The organism is Pseudomonas agarici, from assembly GCF_001543125.1.
GTDB classification, from domain to species: Bacteria; Pseudomonadota; Gammaproteobacteria; order Pseudomonadales; family Pseudomonadaceae; genus Aquipseudomonas; species Aquipseudomonas agarici.
Map to the genome: position 1 here is coordinate 1638410 of NZ_CP014135.1, position 20127 is coordinate 1658536.

Annotated in this window: 19 protein-coding genes; 4 read left to right on the plus strand and 15 right to left on the minus strand. The window is 57.3% G+C overall.

Going from position 1 to position 20127, the window contains the following annotated elements:
- From AWM79_RS07160 to exaC, 15 genes are all read right to left on the minus strand, one after another.
- Window positions 1-241 (minus strand): transposase (locus AWM79_RS07160; RefSeq protein WP_060782504.1); only part of this gene is annotated, 241 nt, incomplete at its 3' end.
- 18 nt (window positions 242-259) lie between these two features.
- Window positions 260-619, minus strand: a complete 360-nt coding sequence (locus AWM79_RS07165) for a plasmid recombination protein (protein ID WP_060782505.1) — start codon at window positions 617-619, stop codon at window positions 260-262.
- 24 nt (window positions 620-643) lie between these two features.
- Window positions 644-1117: a hypothetical protein gene (locus AWM79_RS07170; protein WP_060782506.1), complete on the minus strand. Its 474-nt coding sequence runs from the start codon at window positions 1115-1117 to the stop codon at window positions 644-646.
- A gap of 327 nt (window positions 1118-1444) precedes the next feature.
- Window positions 1445-2944, minus strand: a complete 1500-nt coding sequence (locus AWM79_RS07175) for a reverse transcriptase domain-containing protein (RefSeq protein ID WP_060782507.1) — start codon at window positions 2942-2944, stop codon at window positions 1445-1447.
- A 452-nt stretch (window positions 2945-3396) separates the two neighbouring features.
- The gene (locus AWM79_RS24905; protein ID WP_156430091.1) at window positions 3397-4488 is read right to left on the minus strand and encodes a hypothetical protein; all 1092 of its coding nucleotides are present in this window, start codon (window positions 4486-4488) and stop codon (window positions 3397-3399) included.
- Complete coding sequence (locus tag AWM79_RS07185; RefSeq protein WP_060782509.1) at window positions 4473-5537, minus strand: DNA cytosine methyltransferase; 1065 nt, start codon at window positions 5535-5537, stop codon at window positions 4473-4475. The genes AWM79_RS24905 and AWM79_RS07185 overlap by 16 nt, the downstream gene beginning before the upstream one ends.
- 606 nt (window positions 5538-6143) lie before the next feature.
- Window positions 6144-6902 carry a LexA family transcriptional regulator gene (locus AWM79_RS07190; protein WP_060782510.1) on the minus strand — a complete coding sequence of 253 codons (759 nt, stop codon included), beginning with the start codon at window positions 6900-6902 and terminating at the stop codon, window positions 6144-6146.
- Between the two features lie 225 nt (window positions 6903-7127).
- Window positions 7128-7655 carry an inorganic diphosphatase gene (gene ppa, locus AWM79_RS07195; RefSeq protein WP_017131388.1) on the minus strand — a complete coding sequence of 176 codons (528 nt, stop codon included), beginning with the start codon at window positions 7653-7655 and terminating at the stop codon, window positions 7128-7130.
- Window positions 7656-7767: 112 nt separating this feature from the next.
- Entirely contained in the window at window positions 7768-8580 is an 813-nt protein-coding gene (locus AWM79_RS07200; protein ID WP_060782511.1) for a M90 family metallopeptidase, read from the minus strand.
- A 4-nt stretch (window positions 8581-8584) separates the two neighbouring features.
- Window positions 8585-9238 carry a DedA family protein gene (locus AWM79_RS07205; RefSeq protein ID WP_017131390.1) on the minus strand — a complete coding sequence of 218 codons (654 nt, stop codon included), beginning with the start codon at window positions 9236-9238 and terminating at the stop codon, window positions 8585-8587.
- A gap of 273 nt (window positions 9239-9511) precedes the next feature.
- Complete coding sequence (locus tag AWM79_RS07210; protein WP_060782512.1) at window positions 9512-9970, minus strand: GNAT family N-acetyltransferase; 459 nt, start codon at window positions 9968-9970, stop codon at window positions 9512-9514.
- A gap of 103 nt (window positions 9971-10073) precedes the next feature.
- On the minus strand, window positions 10074-10904 hold the full coding sequence (gene eutC / locus AWM79_RS07215) for an ethanolamine ammonia-lyase subunit EutC (protein WP_156430092.1): 831 nt from the start codon (window positions 10902-10904) through the stop codon (window positions 10074-10076).
- Window positions 10901-12295: an ethanolamine ammonia-lyase subunit EutB gene (locus AWM79_RS07220; protein WP_060782513.1), complete on the minus strand. Its 1395-nt coding sequence runs from the start codon at window positions 12293-12295 to the stop codon at window positions 10901-10903. Before AWM79_RS07220 ends, eutC begins: the two co-directional genes overlap by 4 nt.
- Window positions 12296-12417: 122 nt before the next feature.
- A complete protein-coding gene (gene eat / locus AWM79_RS07225) occupies window positions 12418-13788 on the minus strand; it encodes an ethanolamine permease (protein ID WP_060782514.1) in 1371 nt (456 codons plus the stop codon).
- A 224-nt stretch (window positions 13789-14012) separates the two neighbouring features.
- A complete protein-coding gene (gene exaC / locus AWM79_RS07230) occupies window positions 14013-15533 on the minus strand; it encodes an acetaldehyde dehydrogenase ExaC (protein ID WP_060782515.1) in 1521 nt (506 codons plus the stop codon).
- Between the two features lie 292 nt (window positions 15534-15825).
- On the opposite strand from exaC, the gene AWM79_RS07235 reads away from it, so the two are divergent.
- The 4 genes from AWM79_RS07235 to AWM79_RS07250 all read left to right on the plus strand — a co-directional run bounded on the left by AWM79_RS07235 (window position 15826) and on the right by AWM79_RS07250 (window position 20075).
- A complete protein-coding gene (locus tag AWM79_RS07235; protein WP_060782516.1) occupies window positions 15826-17757 on the plus strand; it encodes a sigma-54-dependent Fis family transcriptional regulator in 1932 nt (643 codons plus the stop codon).
- Window positions 17758-17819: 62 nt separating this feature from the next.
- Complete coding sequence (gene mpl / locus AWM79_RS07240; protein ID WP_060782517.1) at window positions 17820-19169, plus strand: UDP-N-acetylmuramate:L-alanyl-gamma-D-glutamyl-meso-diaminopimelate ligase; 1350 nt, start codon at window positions 17820-17822, stop codon at window positions 19167-19169.
- Window positions 19166-19795 (plus strand): flavin prenyltransferase UbiX, encoded by a 630-nt coding sequence (ubiX, locus tag AWM79_RS07245; protein WP_017131398.1) that lies wholly within the window; start codon window positions 19166-19168, stop codon window positions 19793-19795. The genes mpl and ubiX overlap by 4 nt, the downstream gene beginning before the upstream one ends.
- Complete coding sequence (locus tag AWM79_RS07250; protein WP_017131399.1) at window positions 19788-20075, plus strand: YceK/YidQ family lipoprotein; 288 nt, start codon at window positions 19788-19790, stop codon at window positions 20073-20075. The genes ubiX and AWM79_RS07250 overlap by 8 nt, the downstream gene beginning before the upstream one ends.
- Window positions 20076-20127: the final 52 nt, after the last annotated feature.

Consider the following 20127-nt stretch of genomic DNA (forward strand, 5'->3'; position numbering starts at 1 on the left):
TTAAGATGTCTCGCTCTTCAGTAACGCGCTTGAGCTCCGCTCGCAGACGACGCAGTTCAGCGTGCTGATCATCATCCTGCTGCCGTTCTTCTTGAGGTTTGCTGTAGCGCTTTATCCAGGCATAGAGGCTATGCGTCGACACGCCAAGACGGGCCGCTACCTCAGCGACAGGCAGCTTCTTTTCGGTCACTTGATTGACTGCTTGGATTTTGAATTCTTCGGGGTAACGCGGGTTGCTCATGGCACCTCCTAATTGGCCTCAGTTTAAGGCAAAGAGGTGTCTACGAAACCCGGGGCGATTCAGTAGCCATTTCAGAGCATCCGCAAAATAGCCATTCCCTGTGTCATCAAGCCGCCCTCCGTGCCGCTTAAAAACTTCTGGGGACGCGGTTACCAGGTATTCAATGGCCAGTACCGCATCCTTTCGCCTTTTTGTCGGGAGGGTGCGTTTTAGGGCCGCGAGTACCTGGCTTGTCCCCTTCGCTCCGACTGTCCTGTTTCGGCTAGTCATAGCGGGATCAGCGTTCGGTGTTAGCTGCTCCCTGTGAGTATGCCTAGCGGAACGTGCCACCGCTCCAAAGCTCTTCAGTTTCTTAGCTCTCAAAATTGCATAACCCATACCGCTACTCCGTTGACCAGAAGTTCACCGGGTATAACCGTCATCGTCGTGCTCGATACGAGGTTGATTCTTTTTCCAGGATGGTAAGTATTTTGGAAAAATAGGGGCCACCACAGGTGGCTCTGGCGAGAGAGGTGAAGTGCCCTTCAAGGTTCCCCCGAGGACACGGAAGAGTACATCCAGGATCATCGCGATGGCCTCCATGATTAGGTCAAGGAGCGTTGTTTCGACTCTTAAAACCTCACGATATTCGTGTTTCTCTTTGTCAACTTCTATGTGCCGCTTCGCTGAGCCTGTGTTTTGAAGCTTTAGAAGTGCGTCGAAGGCATGTGGAACATCGAATCGCCGGATTTCATAAAAAGCGTTTAGCGGTTGATCGACAGGTAAGTCAGTCAAAGCGCGTTTGATAACTTGATTAAGTTGTTCGCCTGAAAAAGTGGTGCCGGCTTCGGCCCACATCATTCTCTGGCCATTGTTCAAAAAAATAGCGTTTTGCATGGCTGCGGTTTACCCGTCTAGTTGTTCTATTTGTAGTCTGCCGATGGAGCAAAGGGCAACGCAACACTTTGTGTAACCCACTACACATTGACTTCGTCAATGGTGGGCCAGCGTGCCGCTGGACTGTAGACCAAGGGGCGCAGCCCCTTGTTATCCCCGCGCCTCGCCGACGGGGCAGGGGGCTGGGGTGAAATACACTCCCCAGTCCCCTGCTGACAGGCTGTTTTTGAAGCTGCTATCAAGGGCCGCGTTGCTGAGCTGCTCGCCCGTTCCTGCTCGCCCTTACGGGCTGCGGCCTCCGCACTCCCCTTGACAGCCTTGGGAACGTTAGCCGTAGTAGTTATAGGTATTGGAGGCGGGGTTCATTACACCCTCCACCCCGAAGTCCAATAGTCCCTTTTTGAGTGCCTGGTATACAAAGTAGAAACTAGGTGGATTTAATAGCTTCTTACCATGAATTTTTTGTCGCCTGAACTCAGTTAATATGTTGTTTCTTGTGACGTTGAACGGGAAGTTGTGGTCGCGATTGTGTCCCCAGGCTTTTAATAATTTCCCCCTGAGGTTGATAGCTTTGTAGATGGCAGTTATGAGCCAGCCATCAAGGTCTTTCAATTGTGTCTCATTGTTTATCAGTGGGTAAAAGCTCATAACTCCTTTGAAAAATATACGGTTGCTTACGCCACTTATATAGTTTGCAATCATCTGGTCTGTTAGATCCCCGTAAAGGTATCGTCTTATTTCCATAACCGTACTTACCAGGTTCTCGTCTTTGTTGTTGGCTGGGATTGTAAGGGCGGCAAGTTTCGCGCCTCGCAGTGGCTGGATTAAGTGTTTGTAGAGTATGTAATTGATCTGCCTTTTTATTTTGTTTTCTGAGGTTGCTTTGATAGAGATGTTGTCGGTAGAAATTGAATAGCCGAGAAACTCAATAGCAGGTGTGCTTTCCATCTCTATTTTCATGGTCTGCTTGCATAGCAATCTAATTCCTTTCGACTTTTCAGAGTTTATGGCAATGCCAGCGTCAAAAGAAAAATTACTTATTATTTGCGATGCCTTGCTTATCTTGTCGTAGTCTTTTGACCATATAATCGTATCGTCTGCATATCGTGCGAACCGTAGACCAGCTTGCTCTAGCTCCCTGTCGAGCCGCCAACAAACTAAGTTAGCTAGGAAGAGAGATATTGATGTTCCTTGTGGAATACCTTTGCCGCTTGTGCCCAGGAATGATCGAATAACCTGGTTTTCATGTGCACTAATAAGAAAGCCATTTTTATCAAATTGGCTAAACAAGTATACGTGATCAATGCTGTCGAAAAACTTTGAGAAGTCGAACTCTGCTACATATATTCTTGAGTTTTGAGTTGGTTCGATGCCTATATCTTGTATAGCAAAGTGCACGTTTCGATCATTACGATATGCATATGAAAAAGAGCTGAAGCGATGTTTGTTTTTTCTAATGAGTTGTTCGTAGATCATCCTGGATACGGCAGCATCGGGTATTTGATATATTGTTACGGATCGATTGCCGCCGGAAGGTTTTGGTATTTGTTTTAGGATTGGTTCATTGGGGGTGTAAGTCCCCGCCATGATTTTTTTTGCAATAGAATAAGCTATTTGTTTTTTGTTTTTTTGAACGTAAAACGGATTAAATTTTTTGTCCTTAATCCAGTAGCTAGGAGTTTTTACCTCCTTTGCTCCTGGATCTGTTAGTCGTTTTGTTTTTCGCTCATGTTCGAGGTGAAGCGCATTGTGGTAGGCATGTTGTCTGTCTGAGAGTTTCAGTGCTTCCACTTCAATCAGATCGATTAGCTTATTTTCCAAGCTCATTATCTTTCTCCATAAAAAAGCCCGACGTTAGTCGGGCTATCACGGGTGCAACCACGTAAAAGTAAGTCGCTAGATTCGGTGGCAATAAGCTTTATCTCACCACCGGCCATCTCTCTGAGTGCGTCCCAGAGTACCAGGGCACCCGCTCGCCTCCTGAAGGCATTTCATGATTCCATCATCTCTAGGTCTGCTAGGTCAAGTCATTTTGATATCGCAGGAGAGCACCAATCCCATTTGGAGCTATCTTGCGGGTTAAGTGGCCATTGTTACGTGGTGAGGGAACATTCTTTTCTCGACGAAAAAGTTCCCAGGGGGGTGAGTAGTGAAGATATAAAAAACCCACAAGGTCACTGATTTTACACAGAAAATCAGTGACCTCTTAGCTTTAAAGTAAAGGTGGTTGCAGATGATGCTGGTGTTTTACTCGCAAGAAACGGGAGACCTGAGTCTTACTAGCAATTCAGAATATTTGATTGGCCTGAGGGGAACTCTAACCAGCTATCAGTGATTGCTTTATAGGCATTCTGAAAGTCTTGCCGTCCACAAAGCTTGTTGTCGACCAGGTGTTCATATGCTCGGTTGAACGCCTCGGCAAGCTCGTCTCGTCTCAATTCTGCGCAAAATACACAGAAAAAATCTTTTATATCAATAATCGCCAGGTCAAAGTCTAAGTTGTCAACGAAGCTCATTAAGCTTGCTGCAGGGTAAAGATGGGCATCGTTTCTGACATTTGAGGCGATGATAATATACTTGGCAAGATTACCCTTTCTGGCTTTTTTGCCAAAGTCAGCGAGTCGGTTTTTCCAGTCATTTCGAACCGTGACTTCATAGGCAGCAACCAATGCACCGTCTCTGAACTCTTCGATATCGCCCACAGTTCCATCAAAAGTATCAGATGCGTGGGGGTGATGGGTTGCCACCGTGTGACCATACCTTTTCCTGTGTACTTCTATGAAGGCCGCCACTAAAAACTGCTGTATGTGTCCTTCAGATGGTACTGCCAGAATTCGCTCGCACAGATCCAAGCATCTGGCGTAAGACAGATAGCTTGAAGGGAGTGGGGGGAGTGCTTTGGGGATTACTCGCGAACCACTGATTTTCCAAATCGCATGATTCAATAGAACCTCACGCTGGTTCTGAGTAAGTTTCGAAATGTGGCCGATGTAAGTTGAAAATCTAGGGTCGGTTGAAAGATCGAACGAGCGTACATTACCCTTCCAACCTAAGTTTTCCCCAAATGCCGTAATATTTTTATGAAGGGTTACATATCGCTCTGTTAAGGCTCCAGCTAATCTCTTATCACCATGCTGTCCTCTGATTCCAACCGGGATACTTCGATAATCCCAGGTTGGCTCTAGAAGCGAGTAAGCAATCAAGAATATAGAGGCAAGTCGAACGCTTCCCCCGCTGTTATCTATCTGTGATGAAAAAATACTTTGAATTTGGCTCGGGGCTGGCGCACCTAGCGTACCTCCTGATGTGAGGATGTCCAGTCGCTGTAGAATCAACTGTACTGCACCCTCAACACTCACATTCCTTGACATATGAATAACTCGCCTTGACTCGATATATTAATATTATAGGGAGTAACCAGGCCCTGAACCGGGCGGTCTTGTAGTTGCTTATACACAGCATCGGCGATGGCAAAGGCCAACACTGGTGGGACTGCATCTCCCACTTGTTTATATTGTGCTGAGCGTTTGCCTGAAAACTGTAGATCTACAGGGAAGGTTTGTATCAACGCACATTCTTGAACGCTAAGCCTCCGGGCACCGGGTAGATGACCTGTGCGTGGGGCGCCACCGGCCTTTAGATGAGCGTGATACTCGGGGACGATACCTAGTGTATCTATCCAGTGAGTTTTGTGGCCACCTGACGATGCGAGAATCGTGTGGCATGGGCCGCTGGGGTCAATGGCGCGCCCCCCACCGTTAAATACGTGGCCGGCGTAAGGGCTTGGCCGCAAATCTGGTGATTTGGCATAAACGACAGGGCAATCTGGTGCTTCACCTATCGGCGCTGTTCCCAGGACTTCAAATGTACCTAGATGAGGTTTACTTGCATTTGGGCCATGGGTGGGTGCGGGGAAAAGAAGCTGCTTATGCTTGCAGCCTAGGACGAACAGTCTTTTGCGCTTTTGCGGGACGCCATAGTCAGCAGCGCTAACGATAGCCCAGTTGATGAAGTATCCGCAGTCCGCAAGCTCGGAGAGAATACGATCAAAATATGGCCGTGTTCTTTTCAGTGTTAGCCCGGGCACGTTTTCCATGATGAAAGCTTCAGGTTGAACTTCTCTAAGACACCGAATGTACTCTGGAATCATGTCTCTAGAGTCGCCAGCGGCCTTCCTGAGTCCACCAATCGAGAAGGGCTGACACGGCGGCCCACCAGCAATCAGGTCTACCTTTCCCCGGTAACGCTCAAAGGAAACTGTCTGGATATCCTGGTTGAAGTGTTCTGAGTCGACATCATGCGAGATGTAGGTGGCCATGGCATCTTTGTTGAACTCGACATTGGCGATGACTTTGAAGCCCGCCTGCCTCAAGCCGAGGGAGAGACCGCCAGGCCCAGAGAAAAGGTCAATTACATTCATTCAAAAGCCGCCCTCAAAATAGGGGCGTAATATACCAGCTTGGTGGGTTTGCAGAGGATCACATGATGGCCGGAACAAACCGACCGCCATGCGGGCGCTGAGCGATAGCATTCAAATTCTTGAAGGGCGGCGTCAGTCTCATAGCGTGGTAGGCCGTTCTGATCCCCTCCGCTCCAGCAAGCGTCCGCTGCTCAATCAGTGCCGTCCCGATTCTCTTCCCCGCATGCTTATCCTGCAATAGCTAATGTGAAGGAAGGATCGCCCAAAAGTGTGGGTTAGAGTGTGGGTCGGAAAATTTCACCAGGCCGATGTGTTTGAAATATATGAAATTTTAGGCATTAAAAAAGCCGGCTTGTGGCCGGCTTCTCGGGGACGGGTTTGGCTTATTTTTGGTAAGCCTTGTCCGCCTTCAAAACATATATCCAGAATCGCGATGTCTGGTGGTGGGATGCTGCGCAACAGTCTTGCACTGCATCAGGGCGCGCCGGAGCTGCTTTCACACGACGCTGCCCGAATGTGCGGCGCAGGATACCCATATTTACGGCAGATTCCCAGCGAAAAGCGCTACGCAGAGCTGTTGTCTTTATCGATAGTGGCTCTTTGAGGTTATTTAAAGGGCACCGGTGGGCGGCGCTTGTTCAGGGTCGACCACCAGAATACCCAGCCCAGCATGTGGATGTTTTGCTGCTCGATCTGTTCTTCCGTGAAGATTTCGTCCGGGTATTCGTCGCTGTTGTGGCTGCGTAGCCGCAAGGCGCCTGCCGGCAGGCGGTAGACGTATTTCACCCGCAACATGCCGTCGTGTTCCAGCGCATAGATTTCACCGTCCACGACCTGGGTCAAGCTGCGGTCGATGGCAATGGTGGAACCGTCCTGGATCTTCTCGGCCATGCTGTTTCCAGTCATTGGCGCGCAGATGGCCTTGTCGGGGTCGACACCCATGGCTTGCAGGATCCGATACGGTAGGCGCACCTTGCGCCCGGGCATGGCGGCGACCTGGGTCTGCTTGGCGCCGGGGCTGACGGGGGTTTCCTTGTAGAGCGGGAGTTGCACGTCGTTGCGTTCGGTGGCGGCCAGGTCTTCGCGGGCCGAGTAGGGGGCTTTTTCGTTGACTGGCAGGTGCGAGTGGTCGCCCTCTGTCTCGCCGACCGAGGTACCGGGATGTTTTGGACCGTCACCCGCACGCAGCCAGCGGCTGTTGACACACAAAAGCTCGGCTATCTCGTCCATACGTGCCATGGGGATGCCACGCTTGAACCAGTTATTGACGTGCTGCGGCGTCACCTGCCGGTTGGCAGCGAAGTCCGAAGCTGAAAGATGGCACTCCCGCAGGAGGGCCCTTAAGCGATCACCTGATGTATTCATGAACACGGAGTTTACTGGTGTGTCACATTTGTTTAAATAAACCAGGTGTTCAAAAATAGCCAGCGAAATCACACAAGATGATGGATTAGGTTGATCATTCCTACGCCTGTATTTCTATGTGCGACTGGTGATGTTTATTAAATAAACAATTTGTTTGTTTTTGGCTGGACAGGCACAAAAAACCCCGGCGGACCGGGGTTCTTCAGTAGCGGGCACGCAGGCGATTTAGCCCTTGTACGCGGCAACCGACTTGGTAATCTCGGCGCGAGCGGCTGCGGCATCACCCCAGCCTTCGATTTTCACCCACTTGCCTTTCTCGAGGTCCTTGTAGTTCTCGAAGAAGTGCTTGATCTGTTCCAGCAGCAGGGGGGGCAGATCGGTGTATTCCTTCACGTCGACGTACAGTTGGGACAGCTTGTCGTGCGGGACCGCGATGACCTTGGCGTCGCCGCCGCCGTCGTCGGTCATATGCAGGATGCCAACCGGACGCGCACGGATCACCGAACCTGGAGTGACCGGGTAAGGGGTCACAACCAGTACGTCGAGAGGGTCGCCGTCGTCGGCCAGGGTGTTGGGGATGAAACCGTAGTTGGCCGGGTAGAACATCGGGGTGGCCATGAAACGGTCAACGAACAGGCAATCGCTGTCTTTGTCGATTTCGTATTTGATCGGCGCATGGTTGGCCGGAATTTCGATCGCGACGTAGATGTCGTTCGGCAGGTCTTTGCCAGCCGGAATCTTGCTGTAGCTCATGGGCGATACCCCCGTTAGTTGACCCAAAAACACTGGTCGGATTGACCAAAAAGTGGCGGCGATTATAGGCACATTCCAGGGTGGATGCCACGTGTCGCAGGACGCGCGGGCTTTAGGCTTCAGTCTTATACCGTAAGTCATGGGCCTGCAGGTGCCGCAACCGGGTCAGCGGGTCCTGGCGGTAGAACGCGCGCAGTTGCTCATAGACTCGCGGGTAGGCTGCGACCAGCAAATCCGGAGCGCTGAAGAAATATTCGCTGGTAACCGCGAAGAATTCCGCCGGATTTTCCGCCGCATAGGGGTCGATGGCGGTCTCGGAGTCGGGGTGGCGGTCCAACTGGCGATTGAGGTCGTCGTAGGCGTGTTGCATCACCTTGGCCCACTCACTGACCCGCATGTCGTGGTGCAGTGGCGGCAGGCCGTTGGCGTCGCCGTTGAGCATGTCGAGTTTATGCGCCAGTTCATGGATCACCAGGTTGTAGCCTTCCCAGGCACCGCCGGCGAGCACGCCTGGCCAAGAGAGGATGACCGGTCCGCGCTGCCAGGCTTCGCCGCTGTGTTCGCCGTCCCATTGGTGCTCGACGCCACTGGCATCTCGATGGCGCTGCGGGCTGAGGAAGTCGTCCGGGTAGAGGATGATCTCGTGGAAACCCGAGTACCAGTCGAGGTCGCCCAGGTGTAGCAACGGCAGTTGCGCCTGGGCCGCCAGCAGCAGGCGGCCTTGCGGGTCCAGTTCGACACCGGGCAGGGCGCTCAGATGTTTTTCATTGAGGAACAGCACGCTGTGCTCCAGCAGCCAGCGCTCCTCGGCGTCGCTCAGACCGTCGAGAAGGCTCAGGTGTTCGCGCACTTGCTGCCAGGTTTCGGCGGCGACGGGATGACGGGCGAGGACCCGCTGCCGACGCCAGGCACTCAGCGACCACACGGTTTCAGTGTGTCTCGGCTTTGGACGTAGCGCCGAAGCGGCTGCGCAGCACGCCGATAATCATGGGCACCAGTGACAGCATGATGATGAAGACGACCAGCAGCGACAGGTTTTTCTTGATGAAAGGCACATTGCCGAAGAAGTAGCCCAGGGTCACCAGGCCGCCGACCCAGAGTACGGTACCCAGTACGCTGAACATGACGAAGCGCGGATAAGGCATCTTGCCGACGCCGGCGACGAATGGGGCAAAGGTCCGCAGGATCGGCAGGAAGCGCGCAAGGGTCACGGTCTTGCCGCCGTGGCGGTCGTAGAAATCGTGGGTCTTTTGCAGGTAGTCGCGACGGAAGATCTTCGAGTTCGAGTTGCTGAAGAGTTTTTCGCCGGCGGTTCGGCCGATGATGTAGTTGGTGCTGTCGCCGAGGATCGCCGCTGCCATCAGCAGGCCACCGAGCAAGACCGGGTCCATGCCGCCACCGGCAGCCACCGCGCCGGCGATGAACAGCAACGAATCGCCCGGCAGAAACGGCATGACCACCAGGCCGGTTTCGCAGAAGATCACCAGAAACAGAATGGCATAGATCCATGGCCCGTAATTGTTAACCAGCAGGTCGAGGTACACATCGAGATGCAGGATCAGGTCTAGCGGGTTGAAATCCATGGGTGGCACCTGTGTTGACGGTCTGGCTCGGCAGACCTGTGCAAAGAAAAGTAGACGCGTAGTTAACTACGTCGAATGTAGTTTTTTCGTACATTCTTGGGAAGTCTGGATTATAAGAGCTAGAGAGGATTCTGCCTGTAGAGTTTGTAGCCAAGGATGTCGCGGGGCGGGTGTAGGCGCCTGACACCGTGGCAGCGAGCTTGTGCAGGGGCCGAGGAGGCCGCTAGCCGCTTCGCGGGCAAGCCAGCTCCCGCAGAGAGTGGTCCTGGACGATCAGTCTTCACTGATCGGTAACACGTAGTTCTTGAATTGGCTGTCTTCGCGAAAGCCGATGGATTCGTAGGTCTTCTGCGCCACCTCGTTGTCGCTGCTGGTGGACACCCGCAGCCGTACCGCGTGGGTTTCGCGGGCCATTTTCTTCGCCGTGCGCATCAGGTTGTCGGCCACCAGTTGGCGCCGGGCGTGTTCGGCCACGTAGATGTCGTTGAGGATCCACACGCGCTTGAGGGACAGCGAGGAGAAGCTGGGGTAGAGCTGGCAGAAACCGAGCAGTTTGTTGTCGTCATCGTCCGCCAGGGCCAGGTAGATCACCGACTCTTTGCGGCGCAGACGCTTTTCCAGGAAATCACGGGACGAATCAGGGAGAGGCGGCGCGCCATAGAGTTCACGGTATTTGACGAACAGAGGCGTCAACAGGTCCAGATGTTCCAGGGGCGCTTGGGTAATCCGCATAGATCAGGCCTCAACTTCTTCGATATGACGGCAAACGGTGCACTCGGGCAGTCGTAACGCGGATGTTTGCCAAAGCGCCGCGAAAGCGCAATCCGGATGACGATCAGTCTTGGCTGGGACCCAATAGGAAGTTGCTGTTTGAATGGGCATCCGATTGGCTTTCCAATGTTTGCACCTGGGCCTCGTCCTTGAGACTGACCCCCGACAGTTGTCGGCGGCAAGCTTCTTTCATCAGGTACAGCAGTTTGTGAGCAGCCATGCCGTAACTCATGCCCTCCAGCCGGACGTTGGAGATGCAGTTGCGGTAGGCGTCGGTCAAACCGACCCTTGGATTATAGGTGAAATACAACCCCAGGCTGTCCGGCGAGCTTAGGCCCGGCCGCTCGCCGATCAAGATCACTACCATCTTTGCGCCCAGCCGTTCGCCTATCTCATCGGCCACCGCCACGCGACCCTGTTCGACCAGTATCACCGGTGACAACGACCAGCCTTGCGCCGCGATCTGCTCTTCCAAGCGCGCCAGGAACGGTGCCGCATGGCGATGCACGGCGAGGGCCGAGAGGCCGTCGGCGACGACGATGGCCAGGTCGACCCCTCCGGGATTGGCCAAGGTATGTTCGTGTAGCTGTTGGGTCGAAGCGCTGTCGAGCTTGCGCCCCAGGTCCGGGCGTTGCAGATAGCTATGACGGTCGGCGGCGGCACTGTGCAGCAGCAGGGTGGCGCGCCCGCGCGCGACCAGTTGGGCGCTCAGGCCGGCGTGATCGAATGGCAGATGCACGGCATCGCGGGCCTGGGCATGGGCGAACTGAAAATCCAGTTGTGCGCGGGTGGGCAGGCTGGTGCCCGTGCGGCCTAAGGCGATCCGCGCCGAGGTCAGGCGGCGCAGTGGCAGCCAGGGGTTGTCGCTATCGATCTGTTTGGCCATGTCGTTCATCCGAGCTGCGCCAGTGCCTGGCGAAACGCCGGGGGCAGGCGGTTGCCAAAATGCACCTTGCCGTCGGCCTGGGTAAAGATACCCATCTTTGCTAACCATTGTTCGAATTCCGGCGCGGGCTTCAGGCCCAGGGTCTGGCGGGCATAGAGGGCGTCGTGGAACGAAGTGGTCTGGTAATTGAGCATGATGTCGTCGGAGCCGGGGATGCCCATGATGAAGTTGATCCCGGCCACGCCCAGCAGGGTTAGCAAGGTGTCCATATCGTCCTGGTCGGCTTCGGCGTGGTTGGTGTAGCAGATGTCGCAGCCCATGGGCACCCCCAGCAGCTTGCCGCAAAAATGGTCCTCAAGGCCGGCGCGGATGATCTGCTTGCCGTTGTAGAGGTATTCCGGGCCGATAAAGCCAACCACGGTGTTCACCAGGAACGGCTTGAAGTGCCGGGCCACGGCGTAGGCGCGGGTTTCGCAGGTCTGTTGGTCGATGCCGAAATGCGCGTTGGCCGACAGGGCGCTGCCCTGGCCGGTCTCGAAATACATCAGGTTCTGCCCGAGGGTGCCGCGATTCAGGCTCAGGCCGGCGTCGTAGCCTTCCTGCAGGACGTTGAGGTTGATGCCGAAGCTGGCATTGGCTGCCTCGGTGCCCGCGATGGACTGGAACACCAGGTCCAGCGGCACGCCACGGTTGATCGCCTCGATGGAGGTGGTGACATGGGTCAGCACGCAGGCTTGGGTCGGGATCTCGTAACGCCTGATGACCGCATCGAGCAGGTGCAGCAGGTCGCAGATCGAACTCAGGCTGTCGGTGGCCGGGTTGATGCCGATCATGGCGTCGCCATTGCCGTAGAGCAGGCCGTCGAGAACACTGGCGGCGATGCCAGCGGGGTCGTCGGTCGGATGATTGGGCTGCAGGCGGGTCGACAGGCGACCGCGCAGGCCGAGGGTGCCGCGAAACTGGGTGACGACGCGGATTTTCTGGGCGACCAGGACCAAGTCCTGCACGCGCATGATCTTCGATACGGCGGCGGCCATTTCCGGGGTCAGTCCGGGGGCCAGGGCACTCAAGCTCTGTTCGTCGGCGGCGTCGCTGAGCAACCAGTCGCGCAGGCCGCCGACGGTCAAGTGGCTGACGGCCACGAAGGCCTGTTTGTCGTGGGTATCGATGATCAGCCGGGTGACTTCATCGGTTTCATAGGGGATCAGTGTTTCCTCGAGGAAATGCTTGAGCGGAACATTGGCCAGGGTCATCTGGGCGGCGACGCGCTCGCCGTCGTTCTGTGCGGCGATGCCGGCAAGGAAGTCCCCGGAGCGTGCGGGGCTGGCCTTGGCCATGAGCTCCTTGAGGCTATCGAAACGATAGGTCTGGGCGCCGACGGAGTGGGCGAATGTGGCCATGGACTGTGTCCTCCTGAGTCCGGACTGTTTCTGTGGCGGCGAACAACCCATTGTGGCAAGCCTCTCGCCACGATGGGTTGGCGTTGTCGTTTTGTAGGGCGGGCGCCCCGCACGAGTGCAACTCAGTTACCCGTGAGCATAGCGTCCGCCGGGGCTCGCGAGCGTTGGTGCGCGGTCAACTGGAAGTAGATGAAGCCCGCCGCCATGAAACCGAGGAAAACAAGGCCGATCAGCATATTGAACCAGGCCATCGCCACCAGGCAGACCATTGCCAGCGCCAGGGCGATGCCGGGAACGATCGGATAACCTGGCGCGCGGAAGGTCCGCTCCAGGTTCGGCTCGGTCCTGCGCAATTTGAACAGGCTGAGCATACTGATGATGTACATCACGATAGCGCCGAATACCGACATGGTGATCATCGCTGCCGTCAGGCTCATACCCTGCAGGTTGATCAATCCATCGCTGTAAATCGCCGCGATACCGATTACACCGCCCGCCAGGATGGCGCGATGAGGTGTCTGGAAGCGCGAGAGCTTTGCCAATGAAGGGGGCAGATAGCCGGCCCGGGCCAGGGCGAAGAATTGCCGCGAGTAGCCGAGGATGATCCCGTGGAAGCTCGCCACCAGGCCGAACAGGCCAATCCACACCAGCATGTGCATCCAGCCCGAGTTGCTGCCGACCACGGCTTTCATCGCCTGGGGCAGTGGGTCGTTGATGTTCGACAACTGGCGCCAGTCGCCGACGCCGCCGGCCATGACCATTACGCCGATGGCCAGAAATACCAGGGTCAGGATGCCGCTGACGTAGGCCTTGGGAATGGTGTGCTTGGGATCCTTGGCTTCTTCGGCGGCCATGGCGGCACCCTCGATGGCGAGGAAGAACCAGATGGCGAAGGGGATGGCGGCGAAGATGCCGGGGATCGAGTCGATGCTGAAGGTGTTCGAGCCCGACCAGCCATTGAGGACGAAATTGCTGAAGCTGAAGCCCGGCGCGACCACGCCCATGAACACCAGCAGTTCGGCGACGGCCAGTACGGTGACCGCCAGTTCGAAGGTGGCGGCAATGCTAACGCCGAGGATATTAAGGGTCATGAAGACGAAGTAGGCGCCAACGGCGGCGATCTTCGGATCGAGCCCGGGATATTGGACGTTGAGGTAGGCGCCGATCGCCATGGCAATCGCCGGTGGAGCGAAGACGAATTCGATCAGGGTGGCAATGCCGGCAATCAACCCGCCTTTTTCACCAAAGGCGCGGCGACTGTAGGCAAATGGCCCACCGGCATGGGGAATCGCGGTGGTGAGTTCGGTGAAACTGAAGATAAAGCAGGTGTACATGGTTGCCACCATCAGCGCGGTGACCAGGAAGCCCAGGGTGCCGGCGGTACCCCAGCCATAGCTCCAGCCGAAGTATTCGCCGGAGATCACCAGCCCGACCGCAATGCCCCACAGGTGCAGGGTGCCGAGGGTCGGTTTGAGTTCTGTGGGTGTCGTCATAAGTCCTCGCTTGTCTTTTTTATTGTGGGATGTACCGGACTTTCGATGTTGCGTCGCCGAACGGCGGGCACGGGTTGCCCGAGCCTGGGTGGCCGGGCGTTATGGAGTGCCTATGGGACCTCATCCTCGGCCAAGCTGGCTGCGGCGGTATCCGGGTCGAATCGGGACGATTTGAGCGACCCAAAAACCTGGAGCCAGTTGGCTGACGATAGCGGTGTCAGGTCTTAGAAGAACCCGAGTGGGTTGATGTCGTAGCTCACCAGCAGGTTCTTGGTCTGCTGGTAATGGTCGAGCATCATTTTGTGGGTTTCACGGCCAACACCGGACTTTTTGTAACCACCGAACGCGGCATGCGCCGGGTACAGGTGGTAGCAGTTGGTCCATACGCGACCGGCCTTGATTGCCCGACCCATGCGGTAGGCGCGGTTGATATCGCGGGTCCATAAGCCGGCACCGAGGCCGAACTCGGTGTCGTTAGCGATCGCCAGGGCTTCGGCTTCGTCCTTGAAAGTGGTGATGCTGACCACCGGGCCGAAGATTTCTTCCTGGAATACGCGCATTTTGTTGGTGCCCTTGAGCAGGGTCGGCTGGATGTAGTAACCGCTGGCGAGGTTGCCTTCGAGTTTCTCCACCTTACCGCCGGTCAGCAGTTGCGCGCCTTCGCCCTTGGCGATTTCCAGGTAGGAAAGAATCTTGTCGAATTGCTGCTCGGAGGCCTGGGCGCCGACCATGGTATCGGTGTCCAGTGGGTCGCCACGCTTGATCTGGCTGATCTTTTTCATCACCGCCAGCATGAATTCGTCATAGATCGATTCCTGCACCAGGGCGCGGGATGGGCAGGTGCAGACTTCGCCCTGGTTGAAGAACGCCAGTACCAAGCCCTCGGCGGCTTTTTCGATAAAGCTTGGCTCGGCCTGCATAATGTCTTCGAAGAAGATGTTCGGCGATTTGCCACCCAGCTCCACGGTGGACGGAATGATGTTTTCGGCTGCGCATTTCATAATGTGCGAACCGACCGGAGTCGAACCGGTGAAGGCAATCTTGGCGATGCGCTTGCTGGTGGCCAGGGCTTCGCCGGCTTCTTTACCGAACCCCTGCACCACGTTCAGCACGCCTGGCGGCAGCAGATCGCCGATCAGCTCCATCAGCACGCAGATGCCCAGCGGGGTCTGCTCGGCGGGCTTGAGGACAACGCAATTACCGGCGGCCAGGGCTGGGGCGAGTTTCCACGCGGCCATCAGCAGGGGGAAGTTCCACGGGATGATCTGCCCGACCACGCCCAGCGGTTCGTGGATGTGATAGGCCACGGTGTTGCCGTCGATCTCGGCGGCGCTGCCTTCCTGGGCGCGCAGGCAACCGGCGAAGTAGCGGAAGTGGTCGGCGGCCAGCGGGATGTCGGCGTTGAGGGTTTCACGCACGGCCTTGCCGTTGTCCCAGGTTTCGGTGATGGCCAGCAGTTCGAGGTTCTGTTCGATACGGTCGGCGATCTTCAGCAGGATCAGCGAGCGCGCCTGGGCCGAGGTGCTGCCCCAGGCATCCGCCGCGGCGTGGGCGGCGTCCAGGGCCTTGTCGATGTCCTTGGCATTGGAGCGCGGGAACTCGGCAATCGGCTGACCGTTCACCGGCGAGGTGGTGGTGAAGTATTGGCCGTCCACGGGGGCGACGAATTGGCCATTGATGTAGTTGCCGTACTTGGCTTTGAACGAAACGATGGCGTCGGCGGTACCAGGGTGGGCGTAACGCATGGTGAGTGTCTCCTTGGCTTTGTGCTTATGAGGGAGTCGCGCTGAGTAAGGCGTAGAGCAAAGGTCGGGCCAGTGCGCCCAAACCCCACTGCAACAGAGCTTGGCGGCATAGGTACGAAGTCGTGGCCGATGCATTGTGGCGTGGTGGGTACAGCCTGGGTGACAGTTTGTAACGTTATTGGTACAGCCTGTGACGCATCGGTCGTGGAGCGATTGCAATGCGTGGGTGGCTGGAGGATGCTGGACATTCGCTTCGGCCCCGCGACTCGCACCCCCGGGAGAATCACCAGAAATGCACAACAACCATTTGAGTCGTCACGCCCGGCAGGTGCTGACCGTGACCCAAGGTAGGCAGCAGTTGCATGGCCCAGGCAGCGATCCGTCCATTGCCCGCTCCTGGCTGCGCTGTCTTGAGGATTATCACCTCGACCCTTCCTTGAACGTCGCTCCCACGGTACTTGAGCACGACCGCCTGCTGGAAAGTCGCGAGCGCCTCAAACACGTGCTGCAGATCGCCGGCAACGAAATGACCAGTCTGCATCAGCAACTCTCCGGCGCCGGTCATGCGGTGTTGCTGACCGATTCCCAGGGCGTGATCCTCAACTGTGTCACCGCAGCCACCGAGCGCCGGATATTCGAGCGCGCCGGGCTCTGGCTCGGCGCCGACTGGAGCGAGGCCTGTGAAGGCACCAATGGCATTGGCACCTGCCTGGTGGAGCGGCAGTCGCTGACCATTCACCAGGACGAACACTTTCGCGGTCGCCATACCGGCCTGACCTGCTCGGCCAGCCCGATCTTCGATCCCCAGGGTGAATTGTTGGCGGTGCTGGATGTGTCCTCCGCGCGCCCCGAGGTGTCCCGGCAGAGCCAATTCCACACCATGGCCCTGGTGAACCTCTCGGCGAAGATGATCGAGAGCTGCTATTTCCTGCGTTATTACGACAAACACTGGTTACTGCGCTTTCACCTGCAGGCCGAGTCCGTGGGCCTGTTCAGCGAGGGGCTGCTGGCGTTCGACGGCGCAGGGCGGATCAGCGCGGTCAACCAGAGCGCCTTGAACCTGCTGGGACATACCCGCGGCGAGTTGCTGGGGCAGTCGGTGGATGCTTTTTTCGATTGCCCACTGGATGAATTGTTTGGCCGTGCGAGTGCCCAGGCCAGCGCCAGTTGGCCGTTACGCACACAGGATGGGCGTGGGTTGTTCGCGGTGTTGCGCGGCCAGCCGCGCAGTGTGCCCAAGCCATTGGCGCCGTCACCGGTCAGCCGCGAACGGGGCAACCTGTCGGGCATTTGCCTGGGCGATGAGGGCTTGCAGAATGATTTTCGCAAGGCGTTGCGGGTCTTCGAGCGCGATGTGCCGTTGCTGATCAACGGCGAAACCGGCTCGGGCAAGGAAGTGTTCGCCAAGGCGGTGCATCGGTCCAGTCGGCGTGCGCAAAAGGCCTTTGTCGCCCTCAACTGCGCCGCGATTCCGGAAAGCCTGATCGAAAGTGAGTTGTTTGGTTATCGGGGGGGCAGTTTTACCGGCGCACGCAAGGAAGGCATGCGTGGCAAGTTGCAGCAGGCCGATGGCGGCACACTGTTTCTCGATGAGATCGGCGATATGCCGCTGGCATTGCAGACCCGATTGCTGAGGGTGCTGGAGGATCGGCAGGTGGTGCCGATCGGTGGAGAACCCGAAGCGGTCAATGTGCGGATTGTCAGTGCGACCCACCGTAATCTGTTGGAGCGGGTGCGGGACGGCAGCTTCCGCGAGGATTTGTATTATCGGCTCAATGGGTTGGAAATCGGTTTGGCGCCCTTGCGTGAACGCAGCGACAAGTCCCAATTGCTGGATTTGCTGCTGGCGGAGGAAGCCGCCGGGCAGCGTGTGTTGATCGATGCGCCAGCGCGCCAGGCTCTGCTGGATTTCGCCTGGCCGGGCAACGTGCGGCAGTTGCGCACGGTGCTGCGCACGCTAACGGCGTTGTCTGATGATGGATTGATCGGTATGGCGCACCTGCCGGCGATGATTCGCCAGACGCCACCGCCCAACACGCCGATGGCGCTTGACCGGATCCCGGAGCATGCGCTGGAAGATGCCGAGCGCCTGGCCTTGCTCAACGCTCTAGAGCAGCAGCGCTGGCACATGACCCATACCGCCGAGCAACTGGGGATCAGTCGCAATACCCTCTATAGAAAGCTGCGCAAGCACGGCATCGCCCGGCAAGGCCCTCGAACCTGAAACACCAGGTGCGATTTCGCCCGCCCTGGGCTAACCTGCGGCCATGTTTTACGAGGTCGACTATGCACATTCATATTCTGGGTATCTGCGGCACCTTCATGGGGTCGATGGCGGTTCTGGCCAAAGAGCTGGGCCATCACGTGACGGGCTCCGATGCCAACGTCTATCCGCCAATGAGCACGCAATTGCAGGCACAGGGCATCGAGCTGACCCAGGGCTACGACCCGGCCCAGCTTGATCCGGCACCCGACCTGGTGGTGATCGGCAATGCCATGTCCCGTGGCAACCCCGCCGTCGAATACGTACTGAACAAGGGCCTGCCCTATGTCAGCGGCCCACAGTGGCTGGCCGATCATGTGCTGCAAGGCCGCTGGGTCCTGGCCGTTGCCGGCACCCATGGCAAGACCACCACCAGCAGTATGCTGGCCTGGGTGCTGGAGCACGCGGGCATGAGCCCAGGTTTCCTGATCGGTGGCGTGCCGCAGAATTTCTCGGTATCGGCCCGGTTGGGCGCTACGCCGTTCTTCGTGATCGAGGCCGATGAGTACGACAGCGCATTCTTCGACAAGCGTTCCAAGTTCGTCCACTACCGCCCACGCACGACGATCTTGAACAACCTGGAGTTCGATCACGCGGATATTTTCCCGGATCTGCCAGCCATCGAGCGACAATTCCACCATTTGGTGCGCACTATCCCCAGCGACGGCCTGGTGATTCATCCGACCACCGAGCCGGCCCTTCAGCGCGTGATCGAGATGGGCTGCTGGACGCCGGTGCAGACCACCGGTGTCGGCGGGCAATGGCAGGTCAAGTTGCTCAGTGAGGACGGCTCGCGTTTTGAGGTGATGTTCGAAGGCGTCGCGCAAGGTGTGGTCGAGTGGGACATGACCGGTCAGCACAACGTCGCTAACGCCCTGGCCACCCTGGCGGCGGCCCGCCATGTTGGCGTAGTGCCTTCCATGGGCATCGCGGCCCTGAGTGCCTTCAAGAGCGTGAAACGGCGCATGGAGAAAGTCGCCGAAGTCCATGGCGTGAGTCTCTATGACGACTTCGCTCATCACCCGACGGCTATTGCCACGACCCTCGACGGCTTGCGCAAGAAGGTCGGCGATGCGCCGATAATTGCCATTATCGAACCGCGTTCCAACTCCATGAAGCTCGGTGCCCATCGTGACGGTTTGCCGCAAAGCGTGGTCCAGGCCGACCAGGTGATCTGGTATGCACCGGCCAATCTCGGCTGGGACCTGGGGGCGACCGCCGCCTTGTGCACCGTGCCGTCGATTGTCAGTGACTCCCTCGACGGTATTATCGAACGCGTGAAAAGCCAGGCTAAACCGGGTACTCACGTGGTGATCATGAGCAACGGCGGCTTCGGCGGCCTGCACGGCAAGCTGGCCGAGGCCTTGCAGTGAGCGGCCCGGAACGCATCACCCTGGCGATGACCGGTGCGTCCGGTGCGCAGTACGGCTTGCGCCTGCTCGATTGCCTGGTGCGCGAGGACCGTGAGGTGCATTTCTTGATCTCCAAGGCTGCACAATTGGTAATGGCAACGGAGACGGATGTCAGCTTGCCGCCCAAACCCCAGACGATGCAGGCGTTCCTGAGCGAATACACTGGCGCACAGGTGGGGCAGATCCGCGTTTATGGCAAGGAAGACTGGATGTCGCCGGTTGCCTCGGGTTCCGGCTCGCCAGCGGCGATGGTGGTGGTGCCGTGTTCTACCGGGACCTTGTCGGCTATCGCCACGGGGGCGTGCAACAACCTGATCGAGCGGGCGGCGGACGTTACCTTGAAGGAGCGTCGGCAGCTGATCCTGGTGCCACGTGAAGCGCCGTATTCGAGTATTCACCTGGAGAACATGCTCAAGCTGTCGAACATGGGCGCGACCATCCTGCCAGCGTCGCCGGGCTTTTATCACCAGCCGCAGACCATCGACGACCTGGTGGATTTTGTCGTGGCACGGATTCTCAATGTGCTGAACATTCCTCAGGATATGTTGCCGCGCTGGGGCGAACATCATTTGAGCAGCGATGAGTAAGTCGCCGCTGTACCTGTTGCTGGCCTTGCTACTGGCGGGGTGTGCGACGGTGCGCACGCTGGACGCCGGCAAGACCGGTGCCCCCATCGTCTATTCCGGGACGCGGCTGGACCTGTATGCGATACAAGGCGGATGCTGTGCCAGCGACCGCTTCGGCGCCGAGGCACCGAGCTATCCAGGCGTCGACCTGCCGGCCAGTGCCTTGCTCGACACGCTGCTGTTGCCGCTGTCGGTGTTGACGGTATTGGGCGTTGGGTTTCAGGCGACGGGTGGCTTGTAGGCTCGTGTATTAACGAGTGGGAGCGGGCAAGCTTGCTCGCCACAAGCTTGCC

Bases quoted from the DNA above. Each gene is read 5' to 3' on its own strand.
- AWM79_RS07220 (WP_060782513.1), bottom strand. From the start codon at position 12,295: ATGGCCACATTCGCCCACTCCGTCGGCGCCCAGACCTATCGTTTCGAT.
- mpl (WP_060782517.1), top strand. From the start codon at position 17,820: ATGCACATTCATATTCTGGGTATCTGCGGCACCTTCATGGGGTCGATG.
- AWM79_RS07170 (WP_060782506.1), bottom strand. From the start codon at position 1,117: ATGCAAAACGCTATTTTTTTGAACAATGGCCAGAGAATGATGTGGGCC.
- eat (WP_060782514.1), bottom strand. From the start codon at position 13,788: ATGACGACACCCACAGAACTCAAACCGACCCTCGGCACCCTGCACCTG.
- eutC (WP_156430092.1), bottom strand. From the start codon at position 10,904: ATGAACGACATGGCCAAACAGATCGATAGCGACAACCCCTGGCTGCCA.
- AWM79_RS07165 (WP_060782505.1), bottom strand. From the start codon at position 619: ATGGGTTATGCAATTTTGAGAGCTAAGAAACTGAAGAGCTTTGGAGCG.
- AWM79_RS07205 (WP_017131390.1), bottom strand. From the start codon at position 9,238: ATGGATTTCAACCCGCTAGACCTGATCCTGCATCTCGATGTGTACCTC.
- AWM79_RS07250 (WP_017131399.1), top strand. From the start codon at position 19,788: ATGAGTAAGTCGCCGCTGTACCTGTTGCTGGCCTTGCTACTGGCGGGG.
- exaC (WP_060782515.1), bottom strand. From the start codon at position 15,533: ATGCGTTACGCCCACCCTGGTACCGCCGACGCCATCGTTTCGTTCAAA.
- AWM79_RS07175 (WP_060782507.1), bottom strand. From the start codon at position 2,944: ATGAGCTTGGAAAATAAGCTAATCGATCTGATTGAAGTGGAAGCACTG.
- ppa (WP_017131388.1), bottom strand. From the start codon at position 7,655: ATGAGCTACAGCAAGATTCCGGCTGGCAAAGACCTGCCGAACGACATC.
- AWM79_RS07190 (WP_060782510.1), bottom strand. From the start codon at position 6,902: ATGAATACATCAGGTGATCGCTTAAGGGCCCTCCTGCGGGAGTGCCAT.
- AWM79_RS24905 (WP_156430091.1), bottom strand. From the start codon at position 4,488: ATGTCAAGGAATGTGAGTGTTGAGGGTGCAGTACAGTTGATTCTACAG.
- AWM79_RS07210 (WP_060782512.1), bottom strand. From the start codon at position 9,970: ATGCGGATTACCCAAGCGCCCCTGGAACATCTGGACCTGTTGACGCCT.
- AWM79_RS07235 (WP_060782516.1), top strand. From the start codon at position 15,826: ATGCACAACAACCATTTGAGTCGTCACGCCCGGCAGGTGCTGACCGTG.
- AWM79_RS07185 (WP_060782509.1), bottom strand. From the start codon at position 5,537: ATGAATGTAATTGACCTTTTCTCTGGGCCTGGCGGTCTCTCCCTCGGC.